At 57.4% G+C, this 17,117-nt stretch carries 13 protein-coding genes; 9 read left to right on the forward strand and 4 right to left on the reverse strand.

The annotated features are described in order from the left end of the window. Nucleotides 1–225: 225 nt before the first annotated feature. A complete protein-coding gene (locus HHL09_RS02970; protein ID WP_169453003.1) occupies nucleotides 226–1,020 on the reverse strand; it encodes a 3-keto-disaccharide hydrolase in 795 nt (264 codons plus the stop codon). Between the two features lie 112 nt (nucleotides 1,021–1,132). Between HHL09_RS02970 and HHL09_RS02975 the strand changes: the two genes are divergently transcribed. From HHL09_RS02975 to HHL09_RS02995, 5 genes are all read left to right on the forward strand, one after another. Next, complete coding sequence (locus tag HHL09_RS02975) at nucleotides 1,133–2,140, forward strand: polyprenyl synthetase family protein (RefSeq protein ID WP_169453004.1); 1,008 nt, start codon at nucleotides 1,133–1,135, stop codon at nucleotides 2,138–2,140. Between the two features lie 699 nt (nucleotides 2,141–2,839). Then, nucleotides 2,840–4,804: an AAA family ATPase gene (locus HHL09_RS02980; RefSeq protein ID WP_169453005.1), complete on the forward strand. Its 1,965-nt coding sequence runs from the start codon at nucleotides 2,840–2,842 to the stop codon at nucleotides 4,802–4,804. Next, nucleotides 4,801–5,454: a hypothetical protein gene (locus HHL09_RS02985; RefSeq protein WP_169453006.1), complete on the forward strand. Its 654-nt coding sequence runs from the start codon at nucleotides 4,801–4,803 to the stop codon at nucleotides 5,452–5,454. The genes HHL09_RS02980 and HHL09_RS02985 overlap by 4 nt, the downstream gene beginning before the upstream one ends. Nucleotides 5,455–5,463: 9 nt before the next feature. Beyond that, nucleotides 5,464–6,585, forward strand: a complete 1,122-nt coding sequence (locus tag HHL09_RS02990; protein WP_169453007.1) for a hypothetical protein — start codon at nucleotides 5,464–5,466, stop codon at nucleotides 6,583–6,585. Between the two features lie 24 nt (nucleotides 6,586–6,609). Further along, complete coding sequence (locus tag HHL09_RS02995; protein WP_169453008.1) at nucleotides 6,610–7,875, forward strand: TRM11 family methyltransferase; 1,266 nt, start codon at nucleotides 6,610–6,612, stop codon at nucleotides 7,873–7,875. 32 nt (nucleotides 7,876–7,907) lie between these two features. On the opposite strand, the gene HHL09_RS03000 is transcribed toward HHL09_RS02995, so the two are convergent. Continuing rightward, nucleotides 7,908–8,495: a hypothetical protein gene (locus HHL09_RS03000; RefSeq protein WP_169453009.1), complete on the reverse strand. Its 588-nt coding sequence runs from the start codon at nucleotides 8,493–8,495 to the stop codon at nucleotides 7,908–7,910. Between the two features lie 1,527 nt (nucleotides 8,496–10,022). Between HHL09_RS03000 and HHL09_RS03005 the strand changes: the two genes are divergently transcribed. From HHL09_RS03005 to HHL09_RS03015, 3 genes are all read left to right on the forward strand, one after another. Further along, nucleotides 10,023–11,192 carry an FG-GAP-like repeat-containing protein gene (locus HHL09_RS03005; RefSeq protein ID WP_169453010.1) on the forward strand — a complete coding sequence of 390 codons (1,170 nt, stop codon included), beginning with the start codon at nucleotides 10,023–10,025 and terminating at the stop codon, nucleotides 11,190–11,192. A 3-nt stretch (nucleotides 11,193–11,195) separates the two neighbouring features. Then, entirely contained in the window at nucleotides 11,196–11,561 is a 366-nt protein-coding gene (locus HHL09_RS03010) for a VOC family protein (RefSeq protein ID WP_169453011.1), read from the forward strand. 86 nt (nucleotides 11,562–11,647) lie between these two features. Then, nucleotides 11,648–12,685 carry a nucleoside hydrolase gene (locus tag HHL09_RS03015; protein ID WP_169453012.1) on the forward strand — a complete coding sequence of 346 codons (1,038 nt, stop codon included), beginning with the start codon at nucleotides 11,648–11,650 and terminating at the stop codon, nucleotides 12,683–12,685. 5 nt (nucleotides 12,686–12,690) lie between these two features. Here HHL09_RS03015 and HHL09_RS03020 read toward each other — a convergent pair whose 3' ends face one another. Together HHL09_RS03020 and HHL09_RS03025 are read right to left on the reverse strand one after the other, a co-directional pair. Beyond that, a complete protein-coding gene (locus HHL09_RS03020) occupies nucleotides 12,691–13,158 on the reverse strand; it encodes a hypothetical protein (RefSeq protein ID WP_169453013.1) in 468 nt (155 codons plus the stop codon). A 586-nt stretch (nucleotides 13,159–13,744) separates the two neighbouring features. Further along, nucleotides 13,745–15,391, reverse strand: coding sequence for a ShlB/FhaC/HecB family hemolysin secretion/activation protein (locus tag HHL09_RS03025; RefSeq protein WP_169453014.1), 1,647 nt, complete (start codon nucleotides 15,389–15,391; stop codon nucleotides 13,745–13,747). Nucleotides 15,392–15,717: 326 nt separating this feature from the next. Here HHL09_RS03025 and HHL09_RS03030 point away from each other — a divergent pair, with 326 nt between their 5' ends. After that, nucleotides 15,718–17,085 carry a S8 family serine peptidase gene (locus HHL09_RS03030; RefSeq protein WP_169453015.1) on the forward strand — a complete coding sequence of 456 codons (1,368 nt, stop codon included), beginning with the start codon at nucleotides 15,718–15,720 and terminating at the stop codon, nucleotides 17,083–17,085. Nucleotides 17,086–17,117 lie beyond the last annotated feature (32 nt).

Genomic DNA, 17,117 nt, shown 5'->3' on the forward strand with positions numbered 1-17,117 from the left:
AAGCGGGGCGGATTTCCGACACATGGGAGACTTCCCTAGCGAAATCCACTACACCCGCCGGACCGGACACCTCCCGCCTTTCTCTCCCCTCTCCCCTCTTCGCTCTTCGCTCTTCGCTCTTCGCTCTCCCCTCTCCCCTCTTCGCTCTTCGCTCTTCGCTCCTCCCAAAAAGAAAGCGCGGTCCCGGCAAACCCGAAACCGCGCCCCTGTCAAAAGCTCAAGGACTCACTCCTGATCGTAGTCTCCGATCGTCCGCACCCAAATATTGCGGAAGTTGATCGGATCCCCGTGGAATTGCAGCGCGATCGGCCCCGTCTCCGGATGATTGTCCGGGTACTTCGCCAGCTGGCGATACTGCGTCGGCCCGATCAGCTTGCGTGCATGATGCAAGACCACACCGTTCTGCATCACCGTGATCCACGCCGGCTCCGTCACCTTCCCGCCCTCCATCTTGGGCGGCTGGAAAAGGATATCGTAGCTCTGCCACTCGCCCTGCGGCGCCGTCGCATTTACCAGCGGCGGCGTCTGGCCATACAGCGCACCCGCCGTCCCGTCCGGATAAGTCTTGTTTCCGTGGCTCTGCAGGATCTGCACCTCGTACAAGCCCATCAAGAAGATCCCGCTGTTCCCGCCACCCTGGCCGTCCACCTTCCGGTCCGCCGGGATCTGCCACTCGATGTGCACCTGCACCGGGCCGAATTTCTCCTTGGAAGTCAGCGTCCCCGGCGCAGCCGTCAGGATCCCGTCCTTGACCGGCCAGGTCGCCGGCTTCCCGTCGATCTCCCAGGCGTCCACGTTCTTCCCGTCAAAGAGCACCTTCGCATCCGCCGGTGCCTTCACGCTCACCGCCCCCCCGGTCTCCACGACCTTCGGCTGCGGGCGCGTTCCATCGTGCACCTTCCACGGCGTCCCCGGCAAATCGGGCGTACTCGGCTTCTTGCCGAAGCCCTCGTCTCCTGCCTGTGCCATACCCCCGACTGCAATGCAGCCGGCCAACGCGGTCCAACGAAATGCGCGCATGTGTTCTTCATCTGGCAAACGCAGCGATTTCATGCAATCTTTCGCCGCGTCTGCGACATCGGGGTTGCGGACCCGCAGAGATTGTGAAATTTTTCACAAGCGTTCGCGCCCCATGAGTATCAACACGATCCCACAAAGCCGCGGTGAGCGGTTTCCGTTCGAACTGGTAAAACCCCAATTGGAACGTGTGGAAGCCTCCATCCGCGATCAGGTCCGCGCCTTCGATCCCGCCGTGGAGCCCTACGTCAGCTACGTCTGCAATACCTCCGGCAAGCGCATCCGCCCCGCCCTCTCCATCCTCGTCGGCGGCGCCCTCGGCGGCGTGAAGGACGGCCACCTCAGCATCGGCGTCATCCTCGAGCTCATCCACATGGCAACCCTGGTGCACGATGACATCATCGATGGCGCCGTCACCCGCCGCATGATCCCCACCGCGAATGCGAAGTGGGGCGCCGGACTCTCCGTCCTCCTCGGCGATGCCCTTTTCTCGCACGCCCTCGCCCTCGCCACCGAGTTCGACGACATCTCCATCTGCCGCAAGGTCGGCAAGGCCTCCCGCGAAGTCTGCGAAGGCGAGATCGTCCAGACCCAGCGCCGCTGGGACCTCACCCTCACGAAGGCCGACTACTTCCGCATCATCGAGATGAAGACCGGCGCGCTCTTCGCCGCCGCCACCGGCATCGCCGCCGCCATCTCCGGTGCCGATCCCGAAATGGAGGCCAAGCTCTTCGACTACGGCCTCAAGCTCGGCACCGCCTACCAGATCTACGACGATTGCCTCGACCTCGTCGGCAGTGAAGAAGCCGTCGGCAAGACCCTCCGCACCGACCTTGAGAAGGGCAAGCTCACCCTGCCCATCCTCAATCTCCTCGAAAGCGCCAGCGAGTCCCAACGCTCGAAGCTGAACAAGCGCATCATTGACCAGGAAGCCCTCGATCTCTCCGTCCTCGTCGGCATCGCCGAATACGAAGGGGCCATCGAATCCGCCGTCGATACCGGAGTCCAGATGCTCGCCACCTGCCGCGACCACCTCACCGACCTCCCCGAAAGCGACTACAAGGACGCCCTAGTGCAGATCACGCGGTTCCTCGGTGCGCTGCTGGAGAAGTGCCGGCGATAGATCCGGAGTAGCGAGCAAGGTCTTCCGAAAGAACGGGCAGTCCACTGGCACTGCGAGACGCCTGCCCTGCTTGACCGGCCGGGGACGCCCCGCGCTTGCTAGCAGTCCCGCGAACCATGAGTTCATGCGGGGGACGGAAATAACAGTCCGTCTCCCCCTCAACGACCATCCTCCTTTTGCCAGAGGCCCTCCTCCCCAACACCTAAGGCGCGTCTTGTACTAGCCTAGTTTCCAACACTTGGGACAGATCCTCCATTTCATGGATAACTCGATGGCACCTTCTATCTCAACGGACGCTCTACTATCTTCTGGGTTGCAACCTGCATCCATGGGACCGAACGGCTGCCTAAGGTCAACGCGACAATTTCCGGCAATCTTCTCTTGGCGTCCCTACTTATCCGCGGCAACCGTGTCATTCTCTATTCCAGAAAGAACGACTTATCCGCAAACCTCAAAGACAGCCCTCCTCCACCTCCTAATGAGAGGCGCACCAATCTCTTGAATACCTTCTTGGCGTAAAAATCCATTCTCGACCAAGGAGAGACAGAGCACCTCAACCAATAAAAAGAAGGGTCTGCGCCGGGGATATCACCCAAGCCATTCTCTGCATTGACGTCAGAAGCGCCAACTACTACACTTCATTTAAACATCAGGAACGCAAGATCGCTTCAAAGTGACTAGCACTGCAACCCTCGCCCTATGATAGAAAATTGGATCGCGGCCAAACGCGTCATCGTAACTGGTGCCGAACGACTCTATCCTGACGGGATCGACTGGAATTTGTCTCCCGGCGTTAATGCCATCATAGGCGGCACCGGGTTAGGCAAGACCACCCTAGTCTATGCCCTCCAATTCGCAATCTTCGGGAAGATGATCGTCGATTCAGCGGAACGAGTCGAAAAAGAATTTTTCAGGAACCGCCTTACTAACCGAGATGAATCGGAGACCAAGAAAGCTCCGCCCTTGGTTACTGTAGAATTCGACGTTGGGCCCAAGAAGTTCACAGTTAAGAGAAACCTTCTGAGCGGTGCCATAGTCTCCGCGAGATGTAACGAAAAGCCCCTCAACCAAAAGGGCTACGAAGCAGCTTTGCCACAAGCTATCGGGATCGATGGTGATTTTGCGAGTCTGTCAAGACTTCAGGGGAACTTGTTCTTCTTTGGCGAGAGTCGTCGCCTTCTGGCTTGGGAAAACCGACTGCAGCACGAACTCGCTAACCTCCTTCTCGCAGATCACGAGACTTATCGCCGGCTTGAGCATCTGTGGGGACAAGTAGAATCAGCTGACAGCTTTGCTCGAAACATTAGTTCCCAAGCTTCGCGACTCGAAAAGGATTTAGAACAGCTAACCGCGAAAAATTCAAACGTACTTCAACTTGAGCAGCTGAGCAAATCCCAGCAACTCTCTCAAGAGAGGGAGCAAATGGAACTTCGAGTCAATTCCCTATCAAAAAAACTGGCGAATGATGAAAAGTTGAGTAAAGCGCAGGGCGATCATATCTCTATTTTGCAGAATAGATTCCACGAAGAACTTGCATCATTAGAAGACGCCATTGAGTCCCAATGGGACGACAATTTTCTAGCAACAGCGATCACTAGTCCGACGGCAGGATCAATAAGACACTCACTGGAAAAGTTCTACTTGGACCCTCGCGCTCGCGGGTGCCCTTGCTGTGGCCGTCCAGGAATGGAAGCGCACTTGGCAAAAATTGCAATAACTGCGGCTAAAGACGCCCAAAAGGGAAGTTGTATAATCTGCAATAAAGACATCGCTGAGCCAAAACCGAAAAAAAGCGAGGGCCTCAAGAATGCCCAGAAATCAACTGATATAAAAGCAGACCAGCTTCAGAAGCTCTTGTTCGAAAGGGAGCAAACTCTTAGCCGGATTAACGAATACAAAACAGCACTCAGCATCAGCCTCCAGCAGCTTGCAGTGATCTCATCAGCAGAGCTGAAACACGCAAGAGAGAATCCTATTTCAGACGGTGAAAACCTGCGAGTCGCAATTTCGCAAATGCGGAAACGCGAAAGGCAAGCCAGAGTCGAGCGCGACAGACACCTTCTCCAACTCAACGAAGAGTTGGCATCCACCAACGAAGGCCTAGATCGAAAGAAATCGCTGATAGCCACTGCGTTCAAAAAATACGCGACCCTGTATCTCGATGAATCCTGCGACGTGAAATTCCTAAATGAAACCGAGCTTCCGCGCAAACGAGGTCCACAGATCAAGGCTCCCCATGCTGCATTCTTTCCTGTTATCTCTGGTCAAACGAGACCGTCGGCACAAGCCCTTTCTGACGCACAGAGGTCCTTTGTAGACTTGGCTTTTCGAATGGCAATGATCGACGTGTGGCATCAGGAGACAGATGGCACAATCACGATGATCATTGAAACTCCTGAGGGAGCCGTAGACATCGCTTACATGGAGCGCGTAGCTTCAATGATCAGAAAATTCTCCGCCCAAGGCCATACGTTAATCATCACAACCAATCTGAACAACGAGATATTTCTTCCTCACGTTATGGCAAGACGCCCTTCAGATGAACGCGACAAGCATATCTTAAATCTTCTTGAGAAAGGCAACCCGCGCCCAGTCCAAAGAAAAAACAAGCCCTATTTTGACAGGATCCTCGCTTCAGTAAAGACTACCCCCAGAACAAGATGAGCGACCAATCTTTGGTTTTACTGGCGATTCTCGACTCGAATCGCAGGTTAGGCAACGGCGCAGTCAATCGTACAACCTTGGTGAAGCAAGTATTCTTGGCAGAAATCCTACGCCCCCTTTACAGGATATGGGAACAGCATTTCAATTTCTTTAAGTACAACCACGGACCATACAGTGACGAGATATTCACAAAACTCGACACCCTAATGTTCAACGGCTTGGTCACCGCAGAAAGGTTTCGAAAGTCAAGATCGAGGATAGAGGGTCGCTACACGATTACCGTGAATGGGATCAAACTTCTAGAGAAAACAGATCAACCTCAGATCCTGTCGCTCTCCAGAGATCTAATTTGGGCACTACAAACCCTAGGAATCGAACAATCAAACTCGATCTGCAAGTTGGTATATGAAGAATCGGAGTTCGCGCAAGTGCTAGCAGATCACGCAAGAAGAGGGATTCCGTCTAACATTAAAGGCAATCTTCCCGCGATCACGAAGGAGGGCAACGAGACCTTCATTGCCCTCTCTATATTGAAACAGCTCCAGAAGAGCGTTAGTCTGACTGACGTCTCTCTCTCTCTTCGAGAGACAACAAGACTCTTCTTAACCGCGCTAGCGCTGCGCGCGGCGCGCCACCGCAGTACCAATTAAGGTCTTCAGATGAGCGAACCACTTCTTGATCTATCCAAGCTAACGAATCACGCTCAGATGTTTTCTGCTAGTGCCGAAAGGTGCGGCTTCACATCTCTTGGCGAGATCAATCGGTTTATTTTTAAAAGCTACGGAAAAGCCATCCGATCGATTTCTCATGCTAGCCTTCCAAAAGGCGCGATTTTCATTCTGTCTCCCGCCCGTGGGGATGAACTCGCCTCTAATGACTCTATCAGGGCAGCAGTAGCAAAGATAAGGTCTGATCATTCTAAGAAATTCTACCGAATCCGTGCCGACCTCTCTAGCGGCCTTCAGTTGGCTCACGAGATCGAAAGCGAGGAAAAGAAGCAGATGGCGATGGGCGGATGGACCCCTGCATTTGCGATGAATGTGAGCAGAATTACAGGAGAATGTGTCGTTTGGGTCAATGGCGTGAGTGCCTGTGTATACTTGGATGGCTTATGCTACATCGAGAGTCCTGACACGGTCGAAGAGATCGCGGCGGGAATACCAGGCAACTTTCAGTCTTTGAGCTGGAAGGATGGAGAACTGCTTTACGATTTTGCACGAAGCGAGCTGACAGATACCACGGCGACGGGCGTTTGGCATTCGCCCAATGGTTCTTTGCTCCGACCGAAACCGGAAAAATTAATGAGCTCAGCGCTTGGGAATTTCCTGCGATTTCGTATGGCCGGATACAAGCATCATGATGAGGAAGCTCACGTGGAGCACCAAGGACGAGCCGACATATCTCTTCACAGCTACAACGGATGCATATACATAGTCGAAGTCAAGTGGATTGGACGATCCCTTAAATCCACCAGGTTATCGGAGCCGAGCAAATCCATAGAAGCTGAACTTAAAAAATTCACTTCTAGTTGGATTACCGAATTTGGAGACGAGGCATTTGAATCTGGCGCTAAGCAGCTCGCAAAGTACTTTGGAACGGGAAAATACGACAGGGCCTATCTAGCAGTTTTTGACTGCCGCCCTCCTGTCATCAAGAGAAAAAGTGAATCCCTTCCGGTTGATCCTCGCCATGTCGCCCCACATTCCTTGGACGATTTTTGCATCTACCGCGCTTGCGCCGATCCTCGCAAAGCATCAAAAGCGAGCAAGGCGGGCGACTGAGCCCACCAGCACTCTTAGAGAAAAATGATTCATCTATCCTCTCAAGAATCATCGCCAAGTTTCCGGCCAGATTTTGCACCGAATGCTCAACTACCACGACACCGGTGGTATCGGTTCAAAGAAGGATTCAGTGCAGGCTTAGTTTCTCAATTCGCCGCCAGTTATCTACCTAGAGAAGGGGCTCATCTTCTGGATCCTTTTCTCGGCAGTGGAACTACCGCTGTGGAAGGTGCCCGACTAGGGCACCACGTCGACGGGATTGAAACCAATCCATTCATGGCATTCATGGCAAAGGTAAAAACTCGCAATTACACGAAAACTGCTCGGCTAGATCTTGCCGCACTTGAGTGCCTTCGTTCTCGAAAAAGATGTGACCAGTTTAAGCTTCCTCGTGACTCAACACTTGTGGAACGAAAGGGGTTGGAAAAATGGCTTCTGAATCGTTCTGTAGCATTGAGATTTGAGCAACTCCGTAGCGCAATCTCTTCCATTCAACCCCTCGCGCGTCGCGATCTTCTCCTCTTCGCGCTTCTGTCTTCTGTTGAGGAAGTCGCCAACGCTCGAAAGGACGGCAAATGCTGGCGATACAAGAAGAACTGGGAGTCCCTTGCATTTTCATCGAAGTCACTCGATGAATCTTTTGCTGCAAAAATCATCCATTTTATAGAAGATATCGAGATCTCACCAAAACTGAAAGGAAGCACCTCCATAACTCAAGGCGACTCGCGAAACCACTTCCACAAAGCGCATCGCAATGAGAGGTTTTATGATGGAATACTTACCTCCCCCCCCTACCTGAACTCTTTTGACTATACCGACATTTATCGCCCAGAGCTGCTTCTTATGAAGGCTGCGCAGAACTCTGAAGACCTTAGAAGGCTAAGGCTCCGAACTCTTCGTTCTCACGTTCAAGTTGCTTGGAAGCCGTCAGAACCACTAGGTATTCCACGTCTAGCAGAAAAAATTGAGGCAATCAAGGATGCCGGGCTTTGGTCGAGCCGCATTCCTGCCATGATCAATGCCTATTTTGTGGACCTTGATGCCGTTGTTACCCAATCCTCACAGTGCTTGAAGAAAGCGGGAACTGCGGGTTTTGTCGTCGCTGATTCCGCATATGCAGGAGTTGTTATACCTGTCGGAGAGATCCTCGGTGAGATTTTCGAACGCAGAGGTTTTCGCATAGAAAAAATTCATACATTCCGACAAACGCGAGGAAATGGAAACCACCAACAACAATCTAAGGACCGCTTAAATGAGGTGATGGTCGTGGCAAGCTTTCGCGGTAATTGACTCCAATCAAAGTGTTCGCCTGCTGACCAAAGTTACCCCCCCTTCAACCTCCCCAGATCCAGCTTCCGCGCAAACCCGAGCAGTTCCTTCTCCCCCGTCTCCTCATCCCCCGCGATCTCCACATAGATTCTCCCATCGACCACCATCTGCAGCTTGTGCTCGCCCTCCATCACCGCGGGTTCGCCGGAGATCCGGTGCACCTTGCGATTGCTGGCCCGCAGCAGATCCTCATTCGCCAGCGTGACCATCAGCATCTTCACCAGCGGTGAATCCTTGATCACCTTCGCGGTCAGGCTGCGCTTCCCGGAATCCTTGTAGAGCCGGCTCAGGCAGATTCCCCCGCCGACCGCGCTCATGTCGTCGCGCTTCAGCGATTCCCCTTCCCACTGCTCCAGGAACTCCGGCAGGACCTCGCCGACCTTCGCCGCGCCCTTGTCCTCCATCAGCTTGATCAACTCGCGGAGCTTCGTCGTCACCGCCTCGTGATCCCCCTTTTTGTAATCCGCCATCGCCTCCCGCATCCCCGACTCGAAGGCATCCGGCTCAGCGCCCCCCTTCTTCCCCGGCGGAGCCGCCGAAAGCCCCGAGGGCAAACCAAGAACCAGGAGAACCGGAAACAAGCACCGTGCGAAAGAAGTCTTCATAAGCATCCCGGCAAGACGCCCACCTGCCATGCAGAGGCGTACGCCCAACACGCCACGAAAGGTTACACGCCCCCATACCCCTTCACGGATCATGGGGCACACCGTCTCCCCTCCCGCCTTCCACGGAACACTTCTGACGGATCACCCGGCACTCCGCTCCCGACCAAGAAATCGGGCGGGAAGGAAAGCACGCATCCCACAAAACCTCACCGTGCTTCCCGACCCGCCCTTTCTATTTCCCTCGCGACCCGGCCGGCCCTTCCCACAGCAACCGGCCGGGCCGTCTCACCCATAGAGCGGAAGACGAAGGGCCGCCCACACCATCACGCCAGACATGGCGGGAACTGCACGGCCACCACACCGTCCCGGTTCCCTTCCTCTATCGCCTGCGTCTTCCCCTTGAATGGGCACCTGCTTCTTCGTTTCCACACCGCACACCATGCCCCATCCCCACTCACCACCGCCATCCCTCCCAGTGGTCCCCGGCAAGTGACTCCAATTCACCACTCGCAACGCCCGCGCAGAATCGCACCGCCCTCAACCCGCACAGCCCACCCATCGGCCAAGCACCTTCCTCCCGCCATCCCCATTCATCCGCCCCTCAACTCCCGTCCCAAACCCAGCTCTTGCGTGTATTCCGCGTATTCCGTGGTTCTCCTCTTCTTTTCCGCCATCCCTCCCAGTGGTCCCCGGCAAGTGACTCCAAATTCACCACTCGCAACGCCGCCCGCACAAAATCACACCTCCCTCTCCCCGCACAGCCCACCCATCGGCCAAGCACCCTCCTCCCGCCATCCCCATTCACCCGCCCCTCAACTCCCATCCCAAACCCAGCTCTTCCGTGTATTCCGCGTATTCCGTGGTTCTCCTCTTCTTTCCCGCCATCCCTCCCAGTGGTCCCGGCAAGTGACTCCAAATTCACCACTCGCAACGCCGCCCGCACAAAATCACACCGCCTTCAACCCGCACAGCCCACCCATCGGCCAAGCAGCTTCCTCCCGCCATCCCCTTTCACCCGCCCCTCAACTCCCGGCCCAAACCCAGCTCTTCCGTGTATTCCGGGTATTCCGTGGTTCTCCTCTTCTTTTCCCGCCTTTCCAAATTTCGCGCTCCTTCGCGCCCTTTCGCGGTAAAATCCAAGCTCCCGGCAAACCTCTCCCGGCCCCGCCATCCCCTTTCACACAGCCCAGCCCGATCAATAACCACAGTTCCCATCGCTGGCGATCTCTCCACTCCTTGGCAGTAGAAAGCACCTCCCTACCGGCGCACCATTCCCCGATGAAAAAACTCCTCCCATACCACCCGAACCCCATTCTCCCGACACCCCTTTTCAACTACCCTACCAGAAAATCCCGCCTGTTATTTTCCCTGTTTTAACAGGCATAACAGGCACCAAAACCCCACCCCTTCCACTCTTCAAAAATCCCTCCCCCAGCGCAGCGCAGTCCGATCGGTGATTAAAAGATTAGTGATTGGGGATTTCTCTTCGAACGTATCTACCCAATGCGCCTTCACCTCCTAATCCTCGCCGCCACCTCCCTTCAATCAACCCACGCCCTGCCCGAGGCACCCGCGGCGAAGTTCCGCGCCCAAACCCTCGATGCGAAACTCGGCATCGGCTACGGCCTCTCCATCGCCGACATCGATGGCGACGGAAAAGACGACATCGTCCTCGTCGATGCCAAGGAAACCGTCTGGTATCGCAATCCCGAGTGGGCCAAGCACCAGATGACCGGCGCTCTCACCAAGCTCGATCACGTCTGCGTCGCCGCCTGCGACATCGATCACGACAAGAAGGCCGAAGTCGCCATCGGTGCCGAGTGGAACCCCGGCGATACCAAGAACAGTGGCGCCGTCTTCACCCTCACCGCCCCCGAGGACCGAACCAAGGGCTGGTCCGCCCAGGAGCAACACCGCGAGCCTACCGTGCATCGCATGCATTGGATCAAGGAGAAGGCCGATACCCATTTCCTCGCCGTCCTTCCCCTTCACGGCTGCAACAACGTGAACACCGAGGGCGATGGCATCCGCTTCCTCGGCTATCGCCCCGAAAAGGATCCCGCCAAGCAGTGGCCCACCTTTCTCATCAACGACCAGTTCCACCTCGCCCACAACTTCGATCCCATCTCATGGGAAGGAGCCGAAGGCCAGGCCATGCTCGTCGCCGCCAAGGAAGGCGTGCATCTCCTCAAGCAAGCCGATGGCAAATGGAGCGCCACCCGCATGACCGAGAAAGGCAGCGGCGAAGTCCGCCTCGGCACCCTTCCCGACAAGCGCCGCTTCATCGGTGCCATCGAGCCCTTCCACGGCAATGAGGTCACCGTGAATCCCGAGAACAAGGACGGCCTCTGGTCCGCTAAGCGCGTGCTCCTCGATGACTCACTCGGTGAAGGCCACGCCCTCGCCGCCGCCGACTTCCTCGGCCTCGGCTACGACCAGCTCATCGCCGGCTGGCGCAAGCCCGATCGCAAGGACCAGAAGGTCGGCATCCGCCTCTACGTCCCCACCGCCGAAGATGGCAGCGCATGGAAGATGCACGCCGTCATCGATGACAACACCATGGCCTGCGAGGACTTCAAAGTCGCCGACCTCAATGGCGATGGAAAGCCCGACATCATCGCCGCCGGCCGCGCTACGAAGAACTTGATCGTCTATTGGAACGAGCGAGGCTGAACGATGGGAAAGATCCTCAGCCACATCGATCTCCGCGTCCCGGACCTCGCCGCCGTCGACGCCTTCTACCGCGCCCTCCTCCCCGCCCTTGGCTTCACCGAAGAAGAAGACATCGAAGGCTGGCTGCAATTCCGCAGCCCGGACGGCTCCGAGTTCTTCGGCATCACCGCATCCCCGGGCCATCAGGCGAATCAAAACCGCATCGCCTTCTGGGGCGAAAGCCGCGCTCACATCGATCGCATCGCCGGCATCATCCAAGAACACGGAGCCAGGAACATCGAAGGCCCCGCACCCTACGCCGACATCTACTACGCCCTCTTCTTCGAGGACCCCGCCGGCACTCGCCTCGAAGTCACCTTCAAAGGGTAGCGCCGGACGCCCCCGGGCCAACCGCCTCTGCGCCCCCCTTTCACAAACACCATCTCCTCCATCCCCAGCGAAGGACACTTCGATTGATGATTGGAAGATTGGTGATTGATGATTCACTCCCCACCGTGTTCCGCACCACCCTTCTCTCCCTCCTCTTCGCCACCTCCGCTCTCGCTGCCGATCCCGTCCCGCTCATCTTCGATACGGACATGGGAAATGACATCGATGACGCCCTGGCCCTCGCCATGATCCACTCCCTGGAGTCCCGCGGTGCCTGCAAGCTTCTCGCCGTTACGGTCACCAAGGATCACCCGAAGGCCGCGCCCTTCGTCGATATCCTGAATACCCGCTACGGTCGCCCGGACATCCCCATCGGCGTCGTCAAAGGCGGAGCCACCAAGGAAGAGGGTAAGTTCCTCAAGCTCGCCGATGCCAAAGCCGCCGACGGCTCCCCGCTCTACCCGCACGATCTTCTCGACGGCAGTACCGCCCCGGACGCCATCCCGCTCCTCCGCCGCACCTTGGAACAACAGCCGGACGGCTCCGTCGTCATCGTCCAGGTCGGATTCTTCACCAATCTTCTCCGCCTTCTCGAATCCGCACCCGATGAGAACTCACCACTCTCCGGCCGCGATCTCGTGGCAAAGAAAGTGAAGCTCCTCTCCCTCATGGCCGGAGCCTTCACCCCCATCGATCACAATACCCGCTACCGCGAGTACAACGTCGTTTACGACATCCCCGCCGCCCAGGAGGTCACCGCCGAATGGCCCACCCCGATGGTCTGGAGCGGTTTCGAAACCGGCAACGCCGTTACCTATCCCCACCAGAGCATCGATCTCGACTTCCCGGCTCAGGATCCAATCAAGGAGGCCTACTATCTCTACGAGACCCCGCCTCACGACCGCCCCACATGGGACCTTACCGCCGTCCTCCACGCCGTCTATCCGGACCGCGGCTACTTCGAACTCTCTCCTCCCGGAAAGGTCGTCGTGGATCAGGACGGCACTACCGACTTTGCCCCGCAGGAGAAGGGCCGCGACCGCTACCTCATCCTGAACCCCACCCTCGCCGCCCGCGCCCGCGAGGCCATGGTCCAGCTCTGCACCCAGCCCCTCGCGCGCTGAGTTCCTCAAAACTTCACGTCGGAGCTCCGCGCCAGGATCGTCGCAGTGATCCATCCGCCGAGGATCATCAGCAGCCATCCTGCGATCGCGAACGAGGCTAGAATCACGAAGAGCAGAGGGAAAATTAGGCCCAGCGCAATCGGCAAGGAACCGAAGAAAAAACAGCGCGACGGCCGGTAGATCCCCCACTCTACCACTCCACAGCGCGGTCCCGTCATCGTCATCCCGAGAAACGCGATCAACGATCCCAGCATCAAGGGCAGCAAGGAAACCACGACAGCGGCTCCTGCATTCCCCACAAAAGGCATCACCTGCCTCCATAGATAATTGGAAACCGGATAGAGTAGCAGGCTGAAGATCGCCCCCATCACCATGATCATCCGGCTCCGCTTGCGGCCGCGCTCCGCCAGCGCCTCCTCCCTCGCCAGGTCCTCTCGCTGCGCCTCCAAAAAAATCTCACGCTCAGCTTCCATCCTCCGCGAAGTCCAATCGCATCCCGCTGCCCCCGCAAGCCGTATCCGTACACGAAAAGACCGGGACTAACCCCGGATCCCCCGATCCTTAAGTCCCGGCCTTTTTTTCTTCACCAGCCTCCGGCCAAGGGAATCCCCCGATGCCTTCGGCGCGTTAGCAGGTGCAGTGGCGTGTGTGTGGTGTGTTTGGGAGAGCGGTCGCGGTGCCGTTTCCAGCCCCCCGACCGGATTAGGCACCGCTTCCTTTCGCTGGACCGTTTGACAGACGGCATCCGATCCGGGCTGAGCTCCCATAGCGGACCACCGTTCCCCCCGTCGTTCGGGCAGCATTTGGAAAGAGGTCGGCACCGGGGAGCTTGCGCTGCCGCACGGTGCCACGAGATCCAGCCACCCAATTTTTTCCTAATCCGTTCGGAGCGCACCCCCCGGAACGTCCGCCCGGTTCAGGAAGTCTTGTATGGTCGGAATCTCGTCTTAGCTACCAATCGCAATCGGGAATCCCAGATTTCCAAAATTTACTAAAAATTTTCCATCAGGGATCATCCGGATCTCCGGATTCTTTGGATCCCAGTGATTTCGGGAATTCTCAGAAATTCAGATTCAGCCCGAAATGGCTGCGATTTTCCGATTCGTCCACCCGCCAGCCATGGTCGAAGCGCAGGTCCATATGGTCCGTGATCCTCATCCGCAGCCCCAGTCCGGCACCGGAGACTGACGATGAAGCCCCCCTCCGGTCCTCCAATCCCGCGTAGTCGAAAAAGGTCAGAAAGCGGAATCCCCACTCGTCCATGGGGCGGATGACCGGCGTGAGCACCTCGACGCTGGCCAGCCAGCCACAGTCCGCAGAATACTCCCGTTCCGAGACACCTCGAACCGTCTGGTAGCCCCCCACGGAAAATTGCTCGGCGGGCAGCAGGCGGGAATCCGCCACTTGGCCGGAGCCCCGCAGGTGCAGTTGCCAATCCGCACCCGGACTCCACCACGCATCGCCATTCATTCGCCCGATCACATAGGTAGCGTCCGCCGCGGGATCGTAGGCCTTGAAAGCACTGTCCTCATTGTTACCACCCAGCTCCATCGGTGCCGCCAGTAACGCCGAGTCGAGGGAGATCGAGCCACTCTCCCAAGTGCGGGAGATCTCGTGGCTCAGCTTCCCATTGAAAAACAAAACCTCCCCCGGTGACAGGGAGCTGCCACCGAAAAGCAGGAACTGGTCGGTGCCTTTTACCTCGAAGCCTGCGCTGAAGGATTGTCGCCAGGCCCCGAGCGAGGGCAGCGGGATTTTCTGGGCAGCCGCGAAGGACCAGGATGAGCCCTCGCTTTCCACCGGAAAGCCGTTGCTCGCGTAGCGCGAGAGCACCTCCGCATAAGCAGCATCGATCTGGAGAAGCTGATGGCTCGTGGCAAAGGGAACCTCCCAGCGGATCGCGTTTGCCAGCAGTGAGGATGCCGGCATCCCCACCACGCTTTGCCACGCGATGAGATGGTCGTTCGGCGTCAGGCCGGCCACCCCCAGCAGGAAGCGATCCCGTCCCAGCAGGTCGGGGCCGCTGTTCTCGTAGCCCGTGGTCACTCGCCACGGCTTCGATTCCTCAAAGCCGATCAGAAAATCTGCGGTCGCCGGCTCGGCTCCCGGTGAGACAAAGAGGCGCGGATGGCGGAAAACCGTGCGTCCGTACCACGCCAGTTGCTCATCGATCTCCGGCCTCCGGATCGGCTCGCCGCTGGTAAGACGCAAGCCTTTCTGAAGGACTTCCGATGACGTCAACTTCGAGCGGGAGAGCCCGACATTCCCCACCTTGCCGATTTCCACATGGAGGACGAGCTCGCCCTTCGCCAGATCCTGTTGCGGGGCTTCCACCAGCACCACGGGAAAGCCCTCTTCATCAAAGTGGATCAGGATCTGATCCGCCAGATCCGCGAGATCTCCCGCATGCAGCGGAGCTCCAAGCCATTTCTTCAAGCGCGCAGCAAGAGTACGGGGAGCGGGGACCCTCAGATCACTCCCACTTCTGAGACCCGGCGCGACTTCGCTTGCGACGGCCCCTTCGGTCGTCATGAGCGTGATGCTGCGCAGTTGATCGCAAAGCAAATCACCCTCGGCATGGGGCTCACCTGCCTCGACCTTTGGCAGCGATTCTGGTGCCGGAGCCTCGGGTAAGCGCGGCTCCACCCCGGGGAGCGATTGCCCACGGGCGCTGGCGATCAGGAGAACGGCAAGGATCAGGCGCATTTTTAGAAATCGCCTCCGGTGGAAAGCGAACCTTGGCAAAACATTAGCAATTCTTACCTATCAACGTAAAGAGAAAGAGATAATCAAATTTATAAAAATTAGATCATTCAGAGGTCTTAATTTCTAAAAATAGAAGCTTCCAACTCCTTGGAACTATAAGGTTTCTCGGACTTCAAACCCAGTTATGGAAAACATTACAAAAGCTGGACAAATCGCAAATTCGTTAGATAAATGGCGCAACACCTCACCCGCCCTCGGCTTTGTCCAATATCACCGCAAAGATTAGCCGTGGACTGCTCGGTCCCTTCTTGGCTGCGCCTCTTTTGGTGTCGGCTCAGACGTCCTTCGACCGCAGCGCTCCGTTCCTAACACCGTCCCGGGCCACGATCGAAGATCGCTTTTCCCAATGGCGTCCTGCCGTGGCGAGCGCATCGATCACCTTGGAGCCAAATGGCGAGATCGCGGACGCCGGCTGGGCGCTCGCCCGCTTGAATGACGGAAGCAGCAGCTCGGAAATCCAATCCTTTGCCTATCCGGAGACCAGCACTCGCGTGCGTCTCTACCTGATCGACACCGCCGTCAAATACACCAGCGGATGGTTCGAGAAGAACCCCAAGCTTGCCTTCAAGGGCACCACACGGACCTACAGCAAGCCTACCGCCTCGAAGTCCTTCATTCACGGCACACGGATGCTCGGTGTCATCGCGGGCCCCGAAACCGGAGCCGCGCAGGGAACCCCGATCGACGTGGTCAACTACGACGTCTATCCCGGTGTAGAACCGACCAACACCACCGCGGGCCAGATCTGTAGTGCGATTAGCAAAGCTTACATCCACTATCTAACCACCACTCCCCGCCTCCCCAGCGTGATCTGCATTGCCGCCGGATCCACGACTCCGGAAACGGATTACATCATGGAAGATTACATCAACACGGTGGTCCAGGAAGGGATCACCGTGGTGGTTTCCGCGGGCAACCAGAGCGCCGATGCTTCGGCCTACATTCCAGCCTCCTATGGAAAGCAAGCGGGAGTGATTTGCGTGGGTGCCACCGGAAAGAACAACCAGCGGCTCCCGATGTCGAACTACGGTTCTGCGGTGGATCTCTACGCTCCAGGCGAAGATGTCCGCACCCTCCGCTACTCCTCTCCAAAGAGCGGTTTCTACGATCTCATGGACGGCACCAGCCCCGCAGCGGCCCTGACCACCGCGGCCGCATTGATCAAGCTCTCCCAGAACCCGGCACTGACCCCCGTCCAATTGGAGCAAGCGCTAGTGGCTGACGCCTATACTTCCGTGGCTCCGGCTGCGCTCGTGCAGGTGGCGCCCCCTGTTCCGGAGCTCGATACCGATGGCGATGGCGCGGCGGACGTGCTTGAGAATTTCTTCGGTTCGAACTCGAGCGACGCGACCAGCAAGCCAGCCGCGCCCACGATCTCCCTCGCCAATGGCCAAGCGAGCCTGTCCTTCAAGGTGGCCGCCACTTCCTTCAAATCCGAGAGCCCCTATTCGGTCGCCGGTGGTGGCACTTGGAAGGTGCAAGTTTCCAATGATCTGATCGCTTGGCAGGACGTCAGCGCCCCATTGATCCAAGGCGCCACGGCGGATGGAAAGACAACGCTGAGCGTTTCCGTTCCCGTCGGACCCGAAGCGAACTTCCTCCGCGTGGAGGTGAAGGGGCCGGAAGCGGAGTAGCCCGCGGCTTTTCCGGAGGCCGGGAAACCGCC

Origin of the sequence: Luteolibacter luteus (genome assembly GCF_012913485.1) — a bacterium.
GTDB classification, from domain to species: domain Bacteria; phylum Verrucomicrobiota; class Verrucomicrobiia; order Verrucomicrobiales; family Akkermansiaceae; genus Haloferula; species Haloferula lutea.

Bases quoted from the DNA above. Each gene is read 5' to 3' on its own strand.
- HHL09_RS03025 (WP_169453014.1), bottom strand. From the start codon at position 15,391: ATGCGCCTGATCCTTGCCGTTCTCCTGATCGCCAGCGCCCGTGGGCAA.
- HHL09_RS03005 (WP_169453010.1), top strand. From the start codon at position 10,023: ATGCGCCTTCACCTCCTAATCCTCGCCGCCACCTCCCTTCAATCAACC.
- HHL09_RS02995 (WP_169453008.1), top strand. From the start codon at position 6,610: ATGATTCATCTATCCTCTCAAGAATCATCGCCAAGTTTCCGGCCAGAT.
- HHL09_RS03020 (WP_169453013.1), bottom strand. From the start codon at position 13,158: ATGGAAGCTGAGCGTGAGATTTTTTTGGAGGCGCAGCGAGAGGACCTG.
- HHL09_RS02970 (WP_169453003.1), bottom strand. From the start codon at position 1,020: ATGCGCGCATTTCGTTGGACCGCGTTGGCCGGCTGCATTGCAGTCGGG.
- HHL09_RS03015 (WP_169453012.1), top strand. From the start codon at position 11,648: ATGATTGGAAGATTGGTGATTGATGATTCACTCCCCACCGTGTTCCGC.
- HHL09_RS02980 (WP_169453005.1), top strand. From the start codon at position 2,840: ATGATAGAAAATTGGATCGCGGCCAAACGCGTCATCGTAACTGGTGCC.
- HHL09_RS02975 (WP_169453004.1), top strand. From the start codon at position 1,133: ATGAGTATCAACACGATCCCACAAAGCCGCGGTGAGCGGTTTCCGTTC.
- HHL09_RS03010 (WP_169453011.1), top strand. From the start codon at position 11,196: ATGGGAAAGATCCTCAGCCACATCGATCTCCGCGTCCCGGACCTCGCC.
- HHL09_RS02985 (WP_169453006.1), top strand. From the start codon at position 4,801: ATGAGCGACCAATCTTTGGTTTTACTGGCGATTCTCGACTCGAATCGC.
- HHL09_RS02990 (WP_169453007.1), top strand. From the start codon at position 5,464: ATGAGCGAACCACTTCTTGATCTATCCAAGCTAACGAATCACGCTCAG.